The sequence below is a fragment of the Micromonospora sp. NPDC051196 genome (assembly GCF_040682415.1).
In the GTDB taxonomy this organism is placed as follows: Bacteria; Actinomycetota; Actinomycetes; order Mycobacteriales; family Micromonosporaceae; genus Micromonospora.
This window is the reverse complement of record NZ_JBFBAY010000002.1, coordinates 353,543-372,708: the sequence shown is the minus strand read 5'-3', so window position 1 is coordinate 372,708 and position 19,166 is coordinate 353,543. Positions and strand designations below refer to the sequence as shown.

The 19,166-nt window shown below is 68.7% G+C and carries 16 protein-coding genes and 1 tRNA gene; 9 read left to right on the top strand and 8 right to left on the bottom strand.

What is annotated here, in order from left to right; translation table 11 throughout:
* Positions 1 to 7 precede the first annotated feature (7 nt).
* The 7 genes from AB0M35_RS07540 to rpmH form a co-directional block, all read right to left on the bottom strand.
* On the bottom strand, positions 8 to 1,288 hold the full coding sequence (locus tag AB0M35_RS07540; protein ID WP_363742722.1) for an AAA family ATPase: 1,281 nt from the start codon (positions 1,286 to 1,288) through the stop codon (positions 8 to 10).
* 241 nt (positions 1,289 to 1,529) lie between these two features.
* On the bottom strand, positions 1,530 to 2,237 hold the full coding sequence (gene rsmG, locus AB0M35_RS07535; RefSeq protein WP_363743030.1) for a 16S rRNA (guanine(527)-N(7))-methyltransferase RsmG: 708 nt from the start codon (positions 2,235 to 2,237) through the stop codon (positions 1,530 to 1,532).
* A 118-nt stretch (positions 2,238 to 2,355) separates the two neighbouring features.
* Positions 2,356 to 2,934, bottom strand: coding sequence for a R3H domain-containing nucleic acid-binding protein (locus AB0M35_RS07530; RefSeq protein ID WP_363742720.1), 579 nt, complete (start codon positions 2,932 to 2,934; stop codon positions 2,356 to 2,358).
* Positions 2,935 to 3,146: 212 nt separating this feature from the next.
* Positions 3,147 to 4,124 carry a membrane protein insertase YidC gene (gene yidC / locus AB0M35_RS07525; RefSeq protein WP_363742718.1) on the bottom strand — a complete coding sequence of 326 codons (978 nt, stop codon included), beginning with the start codon at positions 4,122 to 4,124 and terminating at the stop codon, positions 3,147 to 3,149.
* A complete protein-coding gene (gene yidD, locus AB0M35_RS07520; protein WP_363742716.1) occupies positions 4,125 to 4,364 on the bottom strand; it encodes a membrane protein insertion efficiency factor YidD in 240 nt (79 codons plus the stop codon). It abuts the gene before it with no gap.
* Positions 4,365 to 4,408: 44 nt separating this feature from the next.
* Positions 4,409 to 4,822, bottom strand: a complete 414-nt coding sequence (gene rnpA / locus AB0M35_RS07515) for a ribonuclease P protein component (RefSeq protein WP_363742714.1) — start codon at positions 4,820 to 4,822, stop codon at positions 4,409 to 4,411.
* A 35-nt stretch (positions 4,823 to 4,857) separates the two neighbouring features.
* Positions 4,858 to 4,995, bottom strand: a complete 138-nt coding sequence (gene rpmH / locus AB0M35_RS07510; protein ID WP_013736606.1) for a 50S ribosomal protein L34 — start codon at positions 4,993 to 4,995, stop codon at positions 4,858 to 4,860.
* 661 nt (positions 4,996 to 5,656) lie between these two features.
* On the opposite strand from rpmH, the gene dnaA reads away from it, so the two are divergent.
* From dnaA to AB0M35_RS07485, 5 genes are all read left to right on the top strand, one after another.
* Positions 5,657 to 7,507, top strand: a complete 1,851-nt coding sequence (gene dnaA / locus AB0M35_RS07505) for a chromosomal replication initiator protein DnaA (protein WP_363742712.1) — start codon at positions 5,657 to 5,659, stop codon at positions 7,505 to 7,507.
* Between the two features lie 766 nt (positions 7,508 to 8,273).
* Positions 8,274 to 9,407 (top strand): DNA polymerase III subunit beta, encoded by a 1,134-nt coding sequence (dnaN, locus tag AB0M35_RS07500; RefSeq protein WP_363742710.1) that lies wholly within the window; start codon positions 8,274 to 8,276, stop codon positions 9,405 to 9,407.
* Between the two features lie 38 nt (positions 9,408 to 9,445).
* Positions 9,446 to 10,318, top strand: coding sequence for a phosphogluconate dehydrogenase (NAD(+)-dependent, decarboxylating) (gene gnd / locus AB0M35_RS07495; protein WP_363742708.1), 873 nt, complete (start codon positions 9,446 to 9,448; stop codon positions 10,316 to 10,318).
* 16 nt (positions 10,319 to 10,334) lie between these two features.
* Positions 10,335 to 11,468 (top strand): DNA replication/repair protein RecF, encoded by a 1,134-nt coding sequence (gene recF, locus AB0M35_RS07490; protein WP_363742706.1) that lies wholly within the window; start codon positions 10,335 to 10,337, stop codon positions 11,466 to 11,468.
* Positions 11,458 to 12,018: a DciA family protein gene (locus tag AB0M35_RS07485; protein ID WP_363742704.1), complete on the top strand. Its 561-nt coding sequence runs from the start codon at positions 11,458 to 11,460 to the stop codon at positions 12,016 to 12,018. The genes recF and AB0M35_RS07485 overlap by 11 nt, the downstream gene beginning before the upstream one ends.
* Positions 12,019 to 12,069: 51 nt before the next feature.
* Here the strand turns inward: AB0M35_RS07485 and AB0M35_RS07480 are convergent, their stop codons facing one another.
* Positions 12,070 to 12,651: a hypothetical protein gene (locus AB0M35_RS07480; RefSeq protein ID WP_363742702.1), complete on the bottom strand. Its 582-nt coding sequence runs from the start codon at positions 12,649 to 12,651 to the stop codon at positions 12,070 to 12,072.
* Between the two features lie 540 nt (positions 12,652 to 13,191).
* Here AB0M35_RS07480 and gyrB point away from each other — a divergent pair.
* From gyrB to AB0M35_RS07460, 4 genes are all read left to right on the top strand, one after another.
* Positions 13,192 to 15,138 (top strand): DNA topoisomerase (ATP-hydrolyzing) subunit B, encoded by a 1,947-nt coding sequence (gene gyrB / locus AB0M35_RS07475; protein WP_363742700.1) that lies wholly within the window; start codon positions 13,192 to 13,194, stop codon positions 15,136 to 15,138.
* 127 nt (positions 15,139 to 15,265) lie between these two features.
* Positions 15,266 to 17,785, top strand: a complete 2,520-nt coding sequence (gyrA, locus tag AB0M35_RS07470) for a DNA gyrase subunit A (protein ID WP_363742699.1) — start codon at positions 15,266 to 15,268, stop codon at positions 17,783 to 17,785.
* A gap of 4 nt (positions 17,786 to 17,789) precedes the next feature.
* A complete protein-coding gene (locus tag AB0M35_RS07465) occupies positions 17,790 to 18,725 on the top strand; it encodes a DUF3566 domain-containing protein (RefSeq protein ID WP_363742697.1) in 936 nt (311 codons plus the stop codon).
* A gap of 339 nt (positions 18,726 to 19,064) precedes the next feature.
* Positions 19,065 to 19,138: transfer RNA gene (locus AB0M35_RS07460), tRNA-Ile, on the top strand.
* The last annotated feature ends 28 nt before the right edge of the window (positions 19,139 to 19,166 follow it).

Here is a 19,166-nt window from a genome sequence, read left to right as displayed (position 1 = left end):
ATCCGCACTACGCATTCCGGCCCACCGGCTCCTTGACGCCTCGCTCGGCAATCTCCTGGGCGGCCTCGAAGTAACTCGTCGCCCCCCGTGAACCGGGATCGTAGGTCATCACCGACTGGCCGTAGCTGGGCGCCTCGGAGACCCGGACGTTACGCGGAATGACCGCCTGGAGCACCTTGTCGCCGAAGTGGTTCCGCACGTCCTGCTCGACCGCATCGGCGAGCCGGGTCCGGCGGTCGTACATGGTGAGCAGGATCGTGGACACCTCAAGCCGAGGGTTGAGGTGTTGGCGGACCAGGTTGATGTTGTTGATCAGCTGGTTCAGCCCCTCCAGCGCGTAGTACTCGCACTGAATGGGGATGAGGACCTCCTGGGCGGCCACCAACGCGTTCACCGTCAACAGGCCCAGCGACGGCGGGCAGTCGATGAAGACGTAGTCGAAGTGCCCGGGGTAGGCGGCGATGGCCCGGGCCAGCCGCGATTCACGGGCCACCACGGAGACCAGTTCGATCTCCGCGCCGGCCAGGTCGATCGTGGCCGGTACGCACCACAGGTTGGGGATGCCCTCGACCGCCTGGGCCACATCCTCCAAGGGCACGCTGTTGATGAGGCAGTCGTACACATCGGGCACACCGGTGTGGTGCGGGACGTTGAGCCCGGTGGAGGCGTTGCCCTGTGGGTCGAGGTCGACCACTAGTACCCGGTTCCCGTGCAGGGCAAGCGCCACCGCAAGGTTGACCGTGGTTGTGGTCTTACCCACGCCGCCCTTCTGGTTCGCGACGCACATGACCCGGGTCCGCTCCGGCCGAGGCATGGTCACCTCGCCACTCGGATTCAGAATCTGCACGGCGCGCATCGCCTCCATAGCCAACGGTGGGTCATCCTCTTCGCGCGTCGGGGTTTCACGTGAAACGTACGCGGCCTCGGCGGTTGCCGGCTCGTAGGGCCCGGCGGGCGTGTCGGCCGGAGGCCGCGGATCCGGCACCGGCTGGTACGACGGCGCCGGCTCGAATCGTGCCGAAGCCGAGGTGTTTCGGCGGATCGGGATCACGCGTGCGTCGGGACTGGCATTGACCGGGCGAGCCCCGGCATCCGATCCGTCCCGGCCCGGTGACCCCTCCCCGCCCCGGGGCCACGGAGCATCCGGCGGGGGAGCCTCTCCGCGAGGGTCTGACGGGTTCGGTGAGGCCCCGGAGGGCCGCCAACCCGGGTATTCGGTTTCACGTGAAACAGGGTCGCTCGCTGACCCGGTCACGCGAGGATCGTCATACCTACCGTCGTCATGCACCTGTCATCCCTGCCCGCTTCGGATGGTCGGTCCGCACCCGCCAGCCGGGCCACTCGCGCTGTTTCGCAGAGGTGTCGCCCGGCAGGAGCGGCAGGCCCCGGAGGAGATCCATCGCCGCCCGCTCCACACTATCGACGCGCGGCCAGCCTACGGCCCATGGGCGTGGCCGGTCCATGTTGGGTTCGCAACCCGCCGGCCCACACCCACGTCGGGGTCAAGTCGAGAGGGACGTGAGGCACAGTCACCGGCGATGCCGGGACCTACTTGCCCGGGTCTTCTTCGCCGACGCCCGAGGCGTCGGGCCCACCATGCGGTCCCGCACGATCTCGACCACGACGGTGGGCGGGTCCACGATGCCCTCACCGCAGCGACGCAGCACGGGCTCCGCGCCACCGAGACGATGCACCGCAGATGCATGCTCGACGACCTCTTCGGCAGCCGAGGCGCCCTTGAGGGCCACCAGCCGTCCGCCGAGTACCGCCAGCGGCAGGCACCAGGCGGCCAGCCGGTCCAGGGGTGCCACCGCGCGGGCGGTCACCACGTCACCGCGTACCGGATCGGGCCCCGCAGCGACCTCCTCGGCCCGCCCGCGCAACACCTGAACCGAATCGTGCAGCCCCAACGTCTCCACCGCCTCGGCAAGGAAGGCGGTGCGCCGGGCCAGCGGTTCGAGCAGCGTCACCTGGAGGTCAGGGCGGGCGATGGCGAGCACCAGTCCGGGTAGTCCAGCCCCGGAACCCACGTCGATCACGGTCGCATCGGTCGGGATCAGCTCGCCCACCACCGCGCAGTTGAGCAGATGCCGGTCCCAGATCCGAGGTGCCTCGCGAGGCCCGATCAGGCCGCGCACGACCCCGTCGGTGACCAGCAGTTCGGCGTACGCGGCAGCCAGGTCGAGGCGGTCACCGAAGAGTCGCGCGGCCGCCTCGGTCAACTCGGGCGGCAACAGCGCCGAGGCCGGGTCGGGTGGCGGGCCAGGGAGCTCGGGACGGACAGCCGGCGGCCCGGGCGGCGTGCCACCCGGGCCGGTCGGGGTACCACCCCTGAAGTCGTCTCGGTTCACCCGCTCAGCCCGCGGGGCGGACGACGATCCGCCGGTTGGGCTCGACACCTTCGGACTCGCTCTCCACCCCGTCGATCGCGTTCACCACGTCGTGCACGCACTTGCGCTCGAACGCGGACATCGCCTCCAGCCGCACCGACTCGCCGTGCTCCTTGACCTTCTCGACGGCGTTACGCGCCACCGCCGCGAGTTCCTTACGCCGGCTGGCCCGGTAGCCCCCCACGTCGAGCAGCAGTCGGCTCGGCGACCCGGTCTGCCGGAACACGGCGAGTCGGGCCAATTCCTGGAGCGCTTCGAGGGTGGCGCCGCGCTGGCCGACGAGGTTCTGCAGCCGGCCGCCGACCACCTCTACGACCGGCCGACCACCCGACACCAACTCGTCGATGTCACCGTCGTAGTCGAGGATGTCGAGGAGTCCCTCGATATAGTCGGCTGCGATCTCACTCTGCCGGAAGAGGTCGCCGTCACCCTTGGACGGCACCGCCTCCGCGTCGGTCTCCTCAGGCTCGCCGTCGACCGGAGCCGCCGCAGTCGGCTCGTCGTCCAAGGACTGGTCGGCGCGGGGGATGCTGGTGTCGGTCACGGTGTCATCTCCGTACTCGCTCGGCCGGACCTGCGGTCCGCTGGTTCCCCGGGGCCGGCGGGACGTCGCCGGTGCCCACGGGCACGTCTGTAGGGCAGTTTCGCCCGTTCACCGCGACCTGCGCGGCCCTTCGCGCTTGCGGCGCCAGCCTTTCGGCGGCTGCACGTCATGCGACAGGCCGCCGCCGGCTTCTCGGCGACGGCCCGGACGGTTCAGCCCTGCCGCTTGGCGGGGCGGCCCTTCTTCGGGTTGGCCGGCTTGGCGCCCGGCTTCGGGCCGGCGACCTTCGGCGCAGCCGGCTTGGTCGGTGCCGGCGCGGGCTTGCTGCGGCCGAACAGACCGGTGGTCTTCGCCGGCTGCGCGCCGGTGCCCGGCTTGCTGGTCGCGGTCACCGGCGGGGGGAACTTACGCAGTACCCACTGCTGCTGGCCGAGGGTGAAGAGGTTGTTGGTGACCCAGTAGATGATCACACCGATCGGGAAGATCGCACCGGAGACCAGCAGCGACAGCGGGATGCCGTAGAGCATCAGGCGCTGGATCATCCGCTGCTGCGGATCCTCCGCCCAACCGGTCTTGAGAATCATCTGGCGGCTGGTGAGGTAGGTGGTGCCCATCATCACCAGCACCAGGATGCCGGCCATGATCTTGACCGTGGTGCCGTTCGCACCCAGCTGGGCCAGCTCAGCCGCCGTCGAGCCGAACTTGCTGGCGATCGGAGCGGTGAACAGCGTCGCGTCGGAGGCGCTGTTGAACTGCTCGACCGTCCACCCGTAGATGTCCTTGTTGGCCTTCGCCGGGTCCGGGTTGAGGCGGCGCAGCACGTGGAACAGGCCGAGGAAGACCGGGATCTGGAGGAACATCGGAAGGCAGCCCATCAGCGGGTTGGCCTTTTCCTTCCGATAGAGCTCCATCATTTCTTTCTGGAGCGTCTCCCGGTCACCCTTGTGCTTCTCCTGCAGGGCCTTCACCTGCGGCTGAAGCGCCTGCATCGCCCGCTGCGACTTGATCTGCTTGACGAAGATCGGGAAGAGGATCACCCGAACGGTGACCACCAGGAAGACGATGGCCAGGATCCAGGACCAGTTGGTGCCGATGACCGCGGTCTCCGGGACCCCGATGGCGTCCCAGGCCGAATGCCAGGCCAGCAGGATCCACGAGATCGCGTAGTAGATCCAGTCGAGACTAAACACTCAGGCTCCAGTCACGTCGGCAGCTCGGCGGACGCCCGGCTCCGGCACCGGGTCGTATCCACCAGGATTGAATGGATGGCAGCGCGACAACCGCCGGACCGTCAGACCGGCTCCCCGAAGCGCGCCGTGTCGGGTGACCGCCTCCAGGGCATACGCACTACACGACGGGTAGAACCGACAGCGGGCCGGCAGCGCCGGACTTATCCACCGACGGTACGCGATGATAGGAAGGGTCAGCACTCGGGCACCGCCGGTAGCCGGACGCCCCCCATTCGGGTCTGTGCTCACCGCCGCCGTCCCCGACTGGTCCGGGCAGCGCTCAGCGCGTCGCCCAGGTCGGCACCGAGCCGCTGGTACGTGGCCTCGGCGGCGGCCGGCAGGGCTCGTACGACGAGAGTGCTTCCGGCCGGCAGGTCCTGAAGCCGTTCCCGGACCAGGTGCCGCAACCGGCGACGGACCTTGTTCCGGGTCACTGCCGGCCCGACAGCCTTGGAAACCACGAAACCGGCACGGGAAATCGGCGCGGAGTTCTCCTCCGTGCCGCCCCGCACCGGTTCCGGCGCTACGTCTGGTGTGCCCCCGGCTGTCCCCGGCAGTGTCAGGTGCACGACCACCGTGCCCCGACCAGCCCGACGGCCACTGCGGACCGCTGCGGCGAAGTCGCTACTGCGCCGCAGTCGCTGCGCGGCTGTCAGCACGACTGCCAGTCCCCCGGGAGCGGGCCCGGTCGGCCTCAGGCCGACAGGCGGGCGCGACCCTTGGCGCGACGAGTCGAGATGATGGCGCGGCCGGCCCGGGTGCGCATACGCAGCCGGAAGCCGTGGGTCTTCGCGCGCCGGCGGTTGTTCGGCTGGTAGGTGCGCTTGCTCACGTCAGGCTCTCCGTTGTCGGACGGCCACGGCGTGAAACGCCGAGGTCGTGGTGGTCCAGGCCGCCGCGGTGGCGACCTCGATCGGTGCTGCCCGGACGGCGCGATGGCCGCACACTCCGCAGTATCTCAAGGACACCGGAAGCCATCAGCCGGAAGCCATCACAGGCAGCGAGCACCCATCACCCTAGCAGAGGGCGTGAGAGCAGCCCCTCCAGCCTAGGTCGGGGTGCAATCACCGTCAAACCGGCGGATCCGTACGGTCTACCTGCACCGAAGTACGACCGAAGCGGTGGTTTTCACTGATGCCGACAAGGGGCCAGGCGCGTCGACGGTTGATGATGCGGCGACAACGCTGTTACCGTGCCCGATTGCGGTCAGCGTCTCCAGGTCCGGGATGTCGCCGGCAGGGCAAGACCGGACACGGTGGTGAATCGTTCGGCACGGTGAACCCCGCTTCAGCACCCGGCCACGGCAGGGGGGTAGGTCCGACCCACGCCCGGCAGGCGGCCACAATCGGTCGGTACACAGGCTGTGGATAACTTGTGGAGAACGACCGGGTGGGACGACGGGTGGGTTACCGGTCACACCTGCCCGGCACTGGGCCTCCGGATGGCCGGGGGACGGCGGCATCCGGGAGCAGAGGCGAGGGGGTGGCACGACGGTGGCCGGTACGACCGACCTTGCCGCGGTGTGGACGGCGACCACGGATGAACTCGCCGACGAGATCATCTCTGCACAGCAGCGGGCGTACCTACGGTTGACCCGGCTGCGGGCCATCGTCGAGGACACCGTGCTGCTGTCCGTACCCGACGCCTTCACCCGAGACGTGATCGAATCGCGACTGCGGCCGGCCATCACCGAGGCGCTCACCCGCCGGCTCGGCCGACCGATCCAGGTAGCGGTCACCGTTCGGGTACCCGAGGACGGCCGTACCGAGGGCACCGTCTATCACAGCGCGACCGAGCCGGGGCCGAACGTTCACGACAACGGCCCGGTCGACTACAACGGCCCGGTCCACTACAGCGATCCTGCGGCCGAGCAGGACGCGATGGCCGACGACCGTCAGCAGCTCCCGCTCATTCCCGAGCAGCACCACCCCAACCGGTTCGACCGACCCGTACCGGACCCCGCCAACGCCGCCGAGGGCGGCCCGCGTACCGGTCCACCCGTGGCCGACGGTCAGGAAGCCCTCTTCGGCACGGCGTTCGTCGAGCCGTCGCGGCCGACGAACCGGCCGGGTGAAGTCCGGCGGTCACCCCAGCGACTCGGCTTCACCGAGCAGGCCGGCCGGCTGGACCCGCCGGCCACCGGCCCGCGTGGCTTCGGCAACCGGTACGGCGACGAACCCGGGGTCTCCCCCCGCGACCAGCACGTGATCCGGCCGCTGCCCGGCGACAGTGGCACCGACAGCGGGCCCGGCCGCAGCGGCACGGACCATCGCCCCCGCGACGACCGGCGGCTGCCCACCGGCGCGGACAGCGGCGGTAACCGCCTCAACCCCAAGTACATGTTTGAGACGTTCGTCATCGGCTCGTCCAACCGGTTCGCGCACGCCGCCTCGGTGGCGGTGGCCGAGTCGCCGGCGAAGGCGTACAACCCGCTGTTCATTTACGGCAGTTCCGGGCTGGGCAAGACCCACCTGCTGCACGCCATCGGGCACTACGCCACCACGCTGGGCAACGCCCGCTCGGTCCGGTACGTCTCGACCGAGGAATTCACCAACGACTTCATCAACTCGCTGCGGGACGACAAGACCAGCGCGTTCCAGCGCCGCTACCGCGACGTCGACATCCTGCTGATCGACGACATCCAGTTCCTGGAGAACCGCGAGCGGACCCAGGAGGAGTTCTTCCACACCTTCAACACCCTGCACAACGCCAACAAGCAGATCGTGATCACCTCCGACCGCTCACCGAAGCAACTGGCGACGCTGGAGGACCGCCTGCGGACCCGGTTCGAGTGGGGGCTGCTGGCCGACATCCAGCCACCGGACCTGGAGACCCGGATCGCGATCCTGCAGAAGAAGGCGGCGCAGGAGCGGCTCTACGCCCCGCCGGACGTGCTGGAGTTCATCGCCTCGCGGGTGTCGAACTCGATCCGGGAACTGGAGGGTGCGCTGATCAGGGTCACCGCCTTCGCCAGCCTGACCCGATCGAGCGTCGAGTTGTCGCTGGCCGAGGAGGTGCTGCGGGATTTCATCCCGGACGGTACAGGCCCGGAGATCACCGCCGACCAGATCATGGTCTCCACCGCCGACTACTTCGGGGTCAGCCTGGAGGACCTGCGGGGACACTCCCGCTCCCGGGTGCTCGTCAACGCCCGCCAGGTGGCCATGTACCTGTGTCGCGAGCTGACCGACCTGTCGCTGCCCCGGATCGGCCAGGCTTTCGGTGGCCGGGACCACACCACGGTCATGCACGCCGATCGCAAGATCCGTCAGCAGATGGCCGAACGGCGCTCGCTCTACAACCAGATCGCCGAGCTGACCAACCGGATCAAACAGAACACCTGAGGGGCGTACGCGCCCCGAGCGGGCCCGGCTGGGATCACCCGGCCGGGCTTTTTCGTGCTCGCAGGTTGACTCTCGATGAGGTGTAGACCACAGCATCGAGACCGTGACCACACAAGTTCCCACTCGTTGTCCACAGCTCGTAACTCACAGCCTGTGGACAACCACGTACTGCATATGGCCGGTTACCCACAGGCTGTGGAGAAAAGCTGGGGACAACGCTGTGGACGCCTGTGGACGCCTGTGGACAACCGTCCGCTCTGTCCACCGCGGACGATGCACCTGTGGGGAAGCTGTTGAAGGTTCTGGGGAAAACCGGCATCGCGACGGCCACCGCGATCCACAGGGCTGGGGAGAAAGTCGGTGGATAACCGGTGGATAACCGGTGGACAGCGGTGGACAACTGGGGACACCGGACCCACCTGTGGACCGAGGGCCCAGTTGTACCCCGGGTTCTCCACAGCAAACCCACCGGTGGATAACGCGCTGACCTGGGCAGATGAGGGTTCTCCACAGTTTGCACAGGTGCGATGAAGACGATGGGTTATCTCTTCTGAAAGAACGAAAACCAATCATCACCGTTGGACTTCCTGTGGATCGGCCGATCGCTGCCGGAGAAACCCGTCAGCATCGACACGATCCACGGGGTCGGACGCACAGCCGATACCCTCGCGCCCTAAGGTGCGATGGGTACCGCACGCCAGGCGGGTCGGTGGGCAGCGGCCGGCATGAGAGAGTTGACGACGTCGACGTCGACGCGGAGGCATTGATGAAGTTCCGAGTGGAGCGCGACGCGCTCGCCGAGGCCGTGGCCTGGACCGCAAAGAGCCTGCCCAACCGGCCGTCCGTACCGGTGCTGGCCGGCGTGATGCTCCGTGTCACCGACGGCAGCCTGCAGGTTTCCGGCTTCGACTACGAGGTCTCCAGCCAGGTGACCGTGGAGGTGCAGGGCGACGCCGACGGCGCCGCGCTCGTCTCCGGCCGGCTGTTGGCCGAGATCACCAAGGCGCTGCCCGCCAAACCGGTCGACATCGCCGCGGTGGGTGCGCACCTCGAACTGGTCTGCGGCAGCGCCCGGTTCACCCTGCCCACCATGCCGGTGGAGGATTACCCGACCCTGCCGGAGATGCCGGAGAGCGCCGGCACGATCGACGCGGCCGCCTTCGCCGCCGCTGTCGCTCAGGTGGCCATCGCGGCCAGCCGGGACGAGACGCTGCCGATGATGACCGGCGTCCGCGTCGAGTTGTCCGGTGGCACGCTCGCCATGCTCGCCACCGACCGCTACCGGCTCGCGCTGCGCGAGATGGAGTGGAACCCGGACGACCCGGAGATCAGCATCAACGCGCTGGTGCCGGCCCGTACCCTCAACGACACCGCCAAGGCCCTCGGTCCGCTCGGCGGCCAGGTCACTCTGGCCCTGTCCCAGGGCTCGGCCGGTGAGGGCATGATCGGATTCTCCGGCGGCACCCGGCGTACCACCAGCCGCCTGCTCGACGGGGCCAACTACCCACCGGTGCGCTCACTCTTCCCGGCCAGCCACAACGCCGAGGCCCGGGTGCCGGTCAGCACCCTCATCGAGGTGGTCAAGCGGGTCGCCCTGGTCGCCGAGCGAACCACCCCCGTGCTGCTCAGCTTCAGCGCCGACGGACTGGTCGTCGAGGCCGGTGGCACCGAAGAGGCACGGGCCAGCGAGGCGATGGAGGCCACCTTTACCGGCGAGCCGCTCACCATCGGCTTCAACCCGCAGTACCTCATCGACGGGCTGGCAAACCTCGGCGCCCAGTTCGCCGTACTGCAGTTCGTCGACGCCTTCAAGCCTGCGGTTATTTCCCCCGCCGGCGAGGATGGCGAGCTCATCGCTGGGTACCGGTACCTCATCATGCCGATCCGCGTGTCCCGCTGATCGCAGAGACACCCGCACCCACGAAAGGTAACCACGAGATGCAGCTCGGCCTGGTAGGACTCGGCCGGATGGGCGGCAACATGCGCGAGCGTCTGCGCGCCGCCGGGCACGAGGTGGTCGGTCTTGACCACAACGCGGAGCTGAGTGACGTTGCGAACGCGTCGGAACTGGCCGACAAGTTGGCGGCACCTCGGGCGGTCTGGGTGATGGTGCCCGCCGCTGTCACCGACGCCACCATCGACGAGTTGGCGGAAGTGCTCGGCGAGGGCGACATCGTCATCGACGGCGGCAACTCGCGGTTCAGCGATGACGCTCCCCGAGCCGTTCGGCTCAACGAGCGCGGCATCGGCTATGTCGACGTGGGGGTGTCCGGGGGCGTCTGGGGCCGGCAGAACGGCTACGGCCTGATGGTCGGCGGCTCCCAGGAGCACGTCGACCGGCTCATGCCGATCTTCGAGGCGCTCAAGCCCGAGGGCGAGTTCGGATTCGTGCACGCCGGCCCGGTCGGCGCCGGCCATTACGCCAAGATGGTGCACAACGGCATCGAGTACGGCCTGATGCACGCGTACGCCGAAGGCTACGAGCTGATGACCGCCTCCGAGCTGGTGACCAACGTGCCCGGCGTGATCAAGTCCTGGCGGGAAGGCACCGTCGTGCGTTCCTGGCTGCTGGACCTGCTCGACCGCGCACTCGACGAGGACCCGGAGCTGGCACAGCTGACCGACTACACCGAGGACACCGGCGAGGGCCGCTGGACGGTCGACGAGGCGGTCCGCCTCGCCGTACCGCTGCACGTCATCACCGCCTCGCTGTTCGCCCGGTTCGCCTCCCGTCAGGACGAGTCGCCGGCCCTGAAGGCCGTCTCCGCACTGCGGCAGCAGTTCGGCGGCCACGCCGTCCGCAAGCGCTGACCGGCACCCGGCCCCCGTGTACGTCCGCCGGCTCGAACTGGTCGACTTCCGCTCGTACGAGCGGGTCGGTGTCGACCTCGAACCGGGGCCGAACATCCTCATCGGTGCCAACGGCGTCGGCAAGACCAACCTGGTCGAGGCGCTCGGCTACGTGGCGACGCTGGACTCGCACCGGGTCGCCACCGACGCGCCGCTGGTGCGGATGGGCGCCTCCGCAGCGGTGATCCGCTGCGCCGTGGTGCACGAGGGCCGGGAACTGCTGGTCGAACTGGAAATCGTGCCCGGCAAAGCCAACCGGGCCCGACTCGGCCGATCACCGGCCCGCCGGGCCCGCGACGTGCTCGGCGCGCTGCGGCTGGTGCTCTTCGCCCCGGAGGACCTCGAACTAGTCCGGGGCGACCCGACCGAACGCCGCCGCTACCTCGATGAACTGCTGGTGCTGCGCCAACCCCGCTACGCGGGCGTACGCGCCGACTACGACCGGGTGGTCAAACAGCGCAACGCGCTGCTGCGCACCGCGTACCTGGCCCGCAAGACCGGAGGTACCCGCGGCGGTGACCTGTCGACGCTGGCCGTCTGGGACACCCACCTCGCCCGACACGGCGCCGAACTGCTCGCCGGCCGGCTGGAACTGGTCGCCGCGCTCACCCCACACGTCACCAAGGCGTACGACGCGGTGGCCGCCGGGCGCGGCGCGGCCGCGATCGCGTACCGGCCGTCCGTCGAGCTTACCGAGGCGACCACCGACCGGGAGAACCTTGCCAAGGTGCTCGCCGCAGCACTGGAGGAACAGCGCTCCGCCGAGATCGAGCGGGGCACCACGCTGGTCGGCCCACACCGCGACGACCTCACCCTCAGCCTCGGCCCACTACCCGCCAAGGGGTACGCCAGCCACGGCGAGTCATGGTCGTACGCGCTCGCGCTCCGGCTCGCCGGCTACGACCTGCTGCGCAGCGACGGCATCGAACCCGTGCTCGTCCTCGACGACGTCTTCGCCGAGTTGGACGCCGGACGGCGGGACCGGCTGGCCGACCTGGTCGGCGGCGCGAGTCAACTGCTGGTGACCTGTGCCGTCGCCGACGACGTACCCGCCGCACTGCGCGGTGCCCGGTACGAGGTGGCAGAGGGGACGGTGCGCCGTGCCGGATGAGCCGAAAAGCCCCGCCAACGGCGGTGACCCGAAGCCCGCCGACGTACCGGACGGGGTTTCCGGGCCGGAACTGGCGCGTGCGGTACTCGACGCGGCGAAGGCCCGACGGGCCGCGACCGGGCGACCCCGCCGCCCGACCGGTGGTGCCGGCGGCGAGCGGCGACTACGCGGCTACTCCGGCCCCGGGCCGGACCCGCGCGACCCGCAACCGCTCGGCGCCGTGCTGAACCGGCTGGTCAAGGCACGTGGCTGGCAACAACCGGCGGCCGAGGCGACAGTCTTCGGTGCCTGGGAGCGGGTCGTCGGACCGGAGGTGGCCCAGCACAGCCGGCCGGTGAAGCTGGAGAACGGCGAGCTGACCGTGGAAGCCCGGTCCACCGCCTGGGCGACCCAACTGCGTCTGCTCGCCGGCTCACTGCTGCAACAGATCGGACGTGAGATCGGCCACAACGTCGTACGCAAACTGCACATTCACGGCCCGGCCGCGCCGTCCTGGTCCCGGGGGCCCCGCCGAGTACGCGGCCGCGGCCCGCGCGACACCTACGGCTGACCCGACCTGCGGGCCGCCGCCGGGCCGAGCCCTCAGGAAGCCGACGACGGGCTACGACTGGGCGGCCCGGCGCGGCGCTGCCGACTCGGCGTACACGGCGAAGCCCCGGTCGGCGCAGCGCCGGTAGAAGGCCGCCACCACGCTCAACTCCGCACATGTGAAGGTCCACTGCGGTGCGGCCCCACTGTCGTCGCGCAGCGCCTCCAGCCGGCTGTCCAGCCAACGCAGCTGCTGCTCGGCCAGGCGGCCGTCGGACAGCAGCGAACGCAGCACGATGCCGACCGACTCGAAGCCGACCGCCTCGCCGTGCGGCCGGTGCGCGGCGACGAACCGCTCGATGCCGCTGGCGATCCAGGCGCACCCGTCCGGGTCGATGACCGGGTCCTCGTCCTCCGCGGCCGCCTCGGTGGCGTAGAGCACTCCGTCCAGACCGAGGATCAGATCCACCACCTCGGTGTACGCGGTGGCCCGGACGGTGCCGGTCTTCGCGATCAGCTCCGCGAGCGCGGCGGTCGGCGCCGAGATCCCCGGCACGTCGACGATGTCGCCGAAATCGACGAACTCGGCCGGTGCGACCGGGTCGTAGAAGCGGCCGGTCCGCGGCCACTGGACCGCGACGTTGTCCAGCCCCATCTGGTGTCCACCTCTCCACAAGCACGGGTCGTGTCGATCGGGTCGATCGTCCGGTTCTGGCCGGGAAAGATCAAGGCCGACCGCTGACCTGAGTGCCGGAAAACGCCCGCCGTGGACGGTACCGGCTCACTGTCGGCGAGTGTCGGACCCTCGGCTGCATCGCCGTCACGCGGCAGATCGGCTGATCATGCCTTGGCGTGTAGGGGGAGTCGCAGACGGCGCGGTTCGGCCCGCTACGTGAATCTGAGCCGCCGCGAAGGGGTGCCGAGTGGTGGTTCTGTCGCCCGCGCACAGTAAGATTGGTGTGAGACGAAGACCCGGTGCGGAGCGACGCTTCGTGGGCCCGGTGCGGGCCCACGAACATTGTCCGACTCGGGTCGAGCCGATCGCGATCCGCGGGCAACCGCGGCGACCGGCGCGTTCGACCCGTACTCCGGAATTGTCCCAGGTACCGGTCCGCGTGCCGACGTCGCGCCCTGTCCGCCGAACCCGCGCCCGACGTGCCTGCCGGCACGCCCGGGTGCGAGAAAGTGGCCGAGGGTGGCAGCGCAGGAAAATCAGCAGTACGGGGCCGAGTCGATCACCGTCCTCGAAGGGCTGGAGGCGGTCCGCAAGCGGCCCGGTATGTACATCGGCTCCACCGGTGAACGCGGCCTGCACCACCTGGTGTGGGAAGTCGTCGACAACGCGGTGGACGAGGCGCTGGCCGGACACTGCGACACCATCGACGTGGTGCTGCTCGCCGACGGTGGTGTCCGGGTCACCGACAACGGCCGTGGCTTCCCGGTCGACCTGCACCCCAAGCTGAAGAAGCCGGGTGTCGAGGTCGCGTTGACCGTGCTGCACGCGGGCGGCAAGTTCGACGGCAAGGCGTACGCGGTCTCCGGCGGCCTGCACGGTGTCGGCGTCTCCGTGGTGAACGCGCTCTCCACCAAGATGGCCGTCGAGATCCACAAGGACGGCTTCGTCTGGCGGCAGCAGTACGACCACTCCAAGCCCTCCGCGCTGGAGAAGGGCGAGCCCACCGACCGGACCGGCTCGGCGGTCTCCTTCTGGCCCGACCCGGACGTCTTCGAGACCGTCGACTTCGACTTTCAGACCATCTACCGGCGCCTCCAGGAGATGGCCTTTCTCACCCGCGGCCTCACCATCCACCTGCTCGACGAGCGGGTCGCCGAGGGCGAGGACGGCAAGCTGCGCGAGGTCACCTTCAAGTACGACGGCGGTATCGCCGACTTCGTCCGCCACCTCAACGCCTCGAAGACCCCGATCCACAAGACCGTGATCGAGTTCGGTTCCGAGGAAGAGGGCATGTCGCTCGAGATCGCCATGCAGTGGAACGAGTCGTACGGCGAGTCGGTCTACACCTTCGCCAACAACATCAACACCCACGAGGGTGGCACCCACGAAGAGGGCTTCCGGGCCGCGCTGACCAGCGTCGTCAACCGCTACGGCGCAGACAAGAAGCTGCTCAAGGGCGACGAGAAGCTCTCCGGTGAGGACATCCGCGAAGGCCTCGCGGCGATCATCTCGGTCAAGCTGACCAACCCGCAGTTCGAGGGTCAGACCAAGACCAAGCTCGGCAACACCCCGGTCAAAAGCTTCGTCCAGCGGGTCTGCAACGACCGGTTGGTCGACTGGCTGGACCGCAACCCCGCCGAAGCGAAGATCATCATCACCAAGGCGTCCCAGGCCGCCCGCGCCCGGATCGCCGCCCAGCAGGCACGCAAGCTGGCCCGCCGCAAGTCGCTGTTGGAGTCCGGCTCGATGCCCGGCAAGCTGGCCGACTGCCAGTCCACCGACCCGCGCGAATCCGAGGTCTTCATCGTCGAGGGCGACTCGGCCGGCGGCTCGGCCAAGCAGGGACGTGACCCGCGTACCCAGGCGATCCTGCCGATCCGCGGCAAGATCCTGAACGTGGAGAAGGCCCGAATCGACCGGGTGCTGAAGAACAACGAGGTCCAGGCGCTGATCACCGCGCTGGGCACCGGCATCCACGACGACTTCGACATGGAGAAGCTGCGCTACCACAAGGTGGTGCTGATGGCCGACGCCGACGTCGACGGCCAGCACATCCAGACGCTGCTGCTCACCCTGCTGTTCCGGTTCATGCGCCCGCTGGTCGAGCTGGGTCACGTCTACCTCGCCGCACCTCCGCTTTACAAGATCAAGTGGAACAAGAAGGGCGACGACGCGCAGTACGCGTACTCCGACCGGGAACGCGACGGGCTGATCGCGCTGCGCCAGCAGAAGAAGCCGAACGCCAAGCCGGACGACATCCAGCGGTTCAAGGGCCTCGGCGAGATGAACTACCCGGAGCTGTGGGAGACCACGATGAACCCGGCCACGCGTACCCTGCGTCAGGTCACCCTGGACGACGCGGCAACCGCCGACGAGCTGTTCAGCGTGCTGATGGGTGAGGACGTCGAGGCGCGCCGCTCGTTCATCCAGCGCAACGCCAAGGACGTCCGCTTCCTGGACATCTGACGGGCGCGGTGGCCAGGTCGGAGCTGACCGACCGGCCGCCGGTCCACAGAGTTATCCACAGGTTGGTCGTTATCCACAGCCGTTATCCACAGCACGAAAACGACTCTGAGTCTGATAAGGGTAAACAGTGACCGAATCCCCCGAGTCCACACCTAACGAGCCCGAGGTCCCCGAGGCGCAGGCCGCCGTCGTCTCGCACGACCGGATCGAGCCGGTCGGGCTCGAGGTGGAGATGCAGCGCTCCTACCTCGACTACGCGATGAGCGTCATCGTCGGGCGGGCGCTGCCGGACGTCCGGGACGGGCTCAAGCCGGTCCACCGCAAGATCCTCTACGCCATGTTCGACTCGGGCTACCGGCCCGACCGTGGCTACGTGAAGTGCTCCCGCGTCGTCGGCGACGTGATGGGCCAGTTCCACCCGCACGGCGACTCGGCCATCTACGACGCGCTGGTCCGGATGGCCCAGCCCTGGTCACTGCGCTACCCCCTGGTCGACGGCAACGGCAACTTCGGTTCGCCCGGAAACGATCCGGCTGCCGCCATGAGATACACGGAATGCAAGCTCGACCCGCTGGCGATGGAGATGCTGCGGGACATCGACGAGGACACCGTCGACCTGCAGGACAACTACGACGGCCGGGCCAAGGAGCCCACCATCCTGCCGTCGAGGATTCCGAACCTGCTGATCAACGGCTCCGAGGGCATCGCGGTCGGCATGGCTACCAAGATCCCGCCGCACAACCTGCGCGAGATCGGCGCGGCGGTGCAATGGTGCCTGGAGAATCCGGAGGCGGACGAGCCCACCACGCTCGAAGCGCTGCTGGAGATCGTCAAGGGCCCGGACTTCCCCACCTACGGTCTGATCGTCGGCCAGGCGGGCATCCAGGACGCGTACCGCACCGGTCGGGGTTCGATCCGGATGCGCGCCGTGGTGGAGGTCGAGGAGGACAAGCGCGGGCGGCCGGCGTTGGTGGTCAGCGAACTGCCGTACCAGGTGAACCCGGACAACCTCGCCGAGCGGATCGCCGAGCTGATCAAGGAGGGCAAGCTCGCCGGCATCGCCGACATCCGCGACGAGTCCTCCGGGCGTACGGGCATGCGGATCGTGCTGGTGCTCAAGCGCGACGCGGTCGCGAAGGTGGTGCTGAACAACCTCTACAAGCACACCCAGCTCCAGGAGACCTTCGGCGCGAACATGCTGGCGCTGGTCGACGGGGTGCCGCGTACGTTGAACCTGGCCCAGTTCCTCCGCTACTACGTCGAGCACCAGATCGAGGTGATCCGGCGGCGGACGGCGTTCCGGCTGCGTAAGGCGGAGGAGCGGGCGCACATCCTGCGCGGCCTGTCCAAGGCGTTGGACGCACTGGACGAGGTGATCGCTCTGATCCGGCGTTCACCCACGGTCGAGGATGCGCGCCAGGGCCTGATCCGGCTGCTGGAGATCGACGAGATCCAGGCGACCGCGATCCTGGACATGCAGCTGCGTCGGCTCGCCGCGTTGGAACGGCAGCGGATCCTCGACGATCTGGCCAAGCTGGAGCTGGAGATCGCCGACCTGAAGGACATTCTGGCCAAGCCGGAGCGGCAGCGGCGGATCGTTTCCGAGGAGTTGGGCGAGATCGTCGCGAAGTGGGGCGACGATCGGCGTACGCAGATCATCCCGTTCGACGGCGAGGTCTCCATGGAGGACCTCATCGCCCGGGAGGACGTGGTGGTCACGATCACCCGGACCGGGTACGCCAAGCGGACGAAGGTCGACCTGTACCGCTCGCAGCGGCGTGGGGGCAAGGGCGTCAGCGGTGCGACGCTGCGCCAGGACGACATCGTCAGCCACTTCTTCGTCTGCTCGACGCACGACTGGATACTGTTCTTCACCAACAAGGGGCGGGTGTACCGGGCCAAGGCGTACGAGCTCCCGGAGGCCAGTAGGGTGGCCAAGGGTCAGCACGTGGCGAATCTGCTCGCCTTCCAACCGGATGAGCAGATCGCGCAGATCATCGAGATTCCGAACTACCAGGTGGCTCCCTATCTGGTCCTGGCGACGAAGAACGGCCTGGTGAAGAAGACGCGGCTTGAGGAGTTCGACTCCAACCGATCCGGCGGCATCATCGCGATCAACCTGCGCGATGAGGACGAGCTGGTCGGTGCTGCGTTGGTCGGCCCCACCGACGACCTGCTGCTGGTCTCCAAGAACGCCCAGGCGATCCGGTTCAACGCCACCGACGAGGCGCTACGGCCGATGGGCCGGGCCACCTCGGGTGTGATCGGCATGCGGTTCAGCGATGACGACGAGCTGTTGGCCATGGAGGTCGTCCGGGAGGGCCTGGACGTCCTAGTGGCCACGAACGGTGGATACGCGAAACGTACCCCGATCGAGGAATACCCGGTGCAGGGCCGGGGAGGTAAGGGTGTACTGACTGCGAAGATCACCGAGCGGCGCGGTGGTCTGGTCGGTGCTGTGGTGATCGACCCGGACGACGAGCTGTTCGCCATCACCAGTAACGGTGGCGTCATCCGGACTCCGGTGAAGCCTGTACGCCGTACGCGTGACCGGAACACAATGGGGGTCAAGCTGATGGACCTTCCGGATGGCGTGACTATCGTGGCGATTGCTCGCAATGCCGACGAGCCTGACGAACAGGACTAGTTGAATGACGGAGACACAGGCGAAGTCGGGGAACGCGGGAACCTCGGCCAACCCGGTCGACGAGGAAGCCGCGCAGAACGGCACGCCAACGACCGGCCGCGCGGCCGTAGGCCGGGCCACGGTCCCCGCCGACGCGCCTGCCCCGAAGTTCACCCGGGCTCCCGGTATGGCCCCGCCGCCCGACAAGCCCGGTGACGACCCGGGGGCCGATGCTGCGGAGGAGAAGGCCGGCGGCGAGACTGCCGGTGCGGCGGGTGCCGCCACCGCCACTGCAACCGCCGGTAAGCCATCGGTCACCCAGCCGATCGCCACTCGGGCAGGGCAGTCTCCGTCCGGCATGACGTCGGGCACCACAGGTGTGCTGCCGACAGCCGGTACGGGTACGACCGGCACTCAGCCGCGGGTGACCGGGCTGAGCCCGAAGCCGGACGCGACCCGGCCGCTGAACACCGGTCGCCCGGCGAACGGTGGCGGGCTTCCCCCGGGGGTCGGCACGGCCGCCGTGGGCGCGGCGCGCGTGGGTGAGGCGGTACGCGCAGCGCGTACCTCGGTGAGCTCGGCCGCTTCGCGCGGACCGCGCCGGGCCCGGCTGAACCTCAAGCGGATCGACCCGTGGTCCGTGATGAAGTTCGCGTTCGCCGTGTCGGTGGTGCTGTTCATCGTCATCGTCGTCGCGACCTCGGTGCTGTACCTGGCCTTGGACGCGATGGGTGTGTTCTCCAGCGTGAACGACAGCCTGAGCGATCTGGTCAACGCCGGTGGTGGTCAGGGCACCAGCGGCTTCCAGATCACCGCGAAGGGCGTGATCTTCAGCTCGATGCTGATCGGCGCGGTCAACGTCGTGCTGTTCACGGCCCTCGCCACGCTCGGTGCGTTCGTCTACAACGTCTGCGCCGACCTGGTGGGCGGCATCGAGCTGACCCTCGCCGAGCGCGACTGACAGCTCTCTGCACATGCAGCCGGGCCGACCACGTAGGTCGGCCCGGCTGACTGCGTTCCGCTTGCCGCACCGTGGTCGTCGCTGACACACGCCGTATCGCCGAAACGGCGGGGTGCGCAGTGTCCCGGAAGCCACCGTTCCGGCGGAACGGAGTTGATCACTGTGCTTGCTCTCACGGCCGCCTGTCTGTGCCCGGACGACCCCGCCGGCCGTAGGTATCTCGGTGGGCTCACCGCCTGTTCTCCGGTAGGTTCAGGGGCAACGGCGTTGAGCAGGGCCCGGCCGACCCCCGATTTGGGGCGGCGTGGGCGGATGGGTTAACCTTGCTCGTCGCTACGCGGGGCTATAGCTCAGTCGGTTAGAGCGCAGAGCTGATAACTCTGAGGTCGCTGGTTCGATTCCAGCTAGCCCCACCGCACATGGTCCGACGGCCACGTCGAG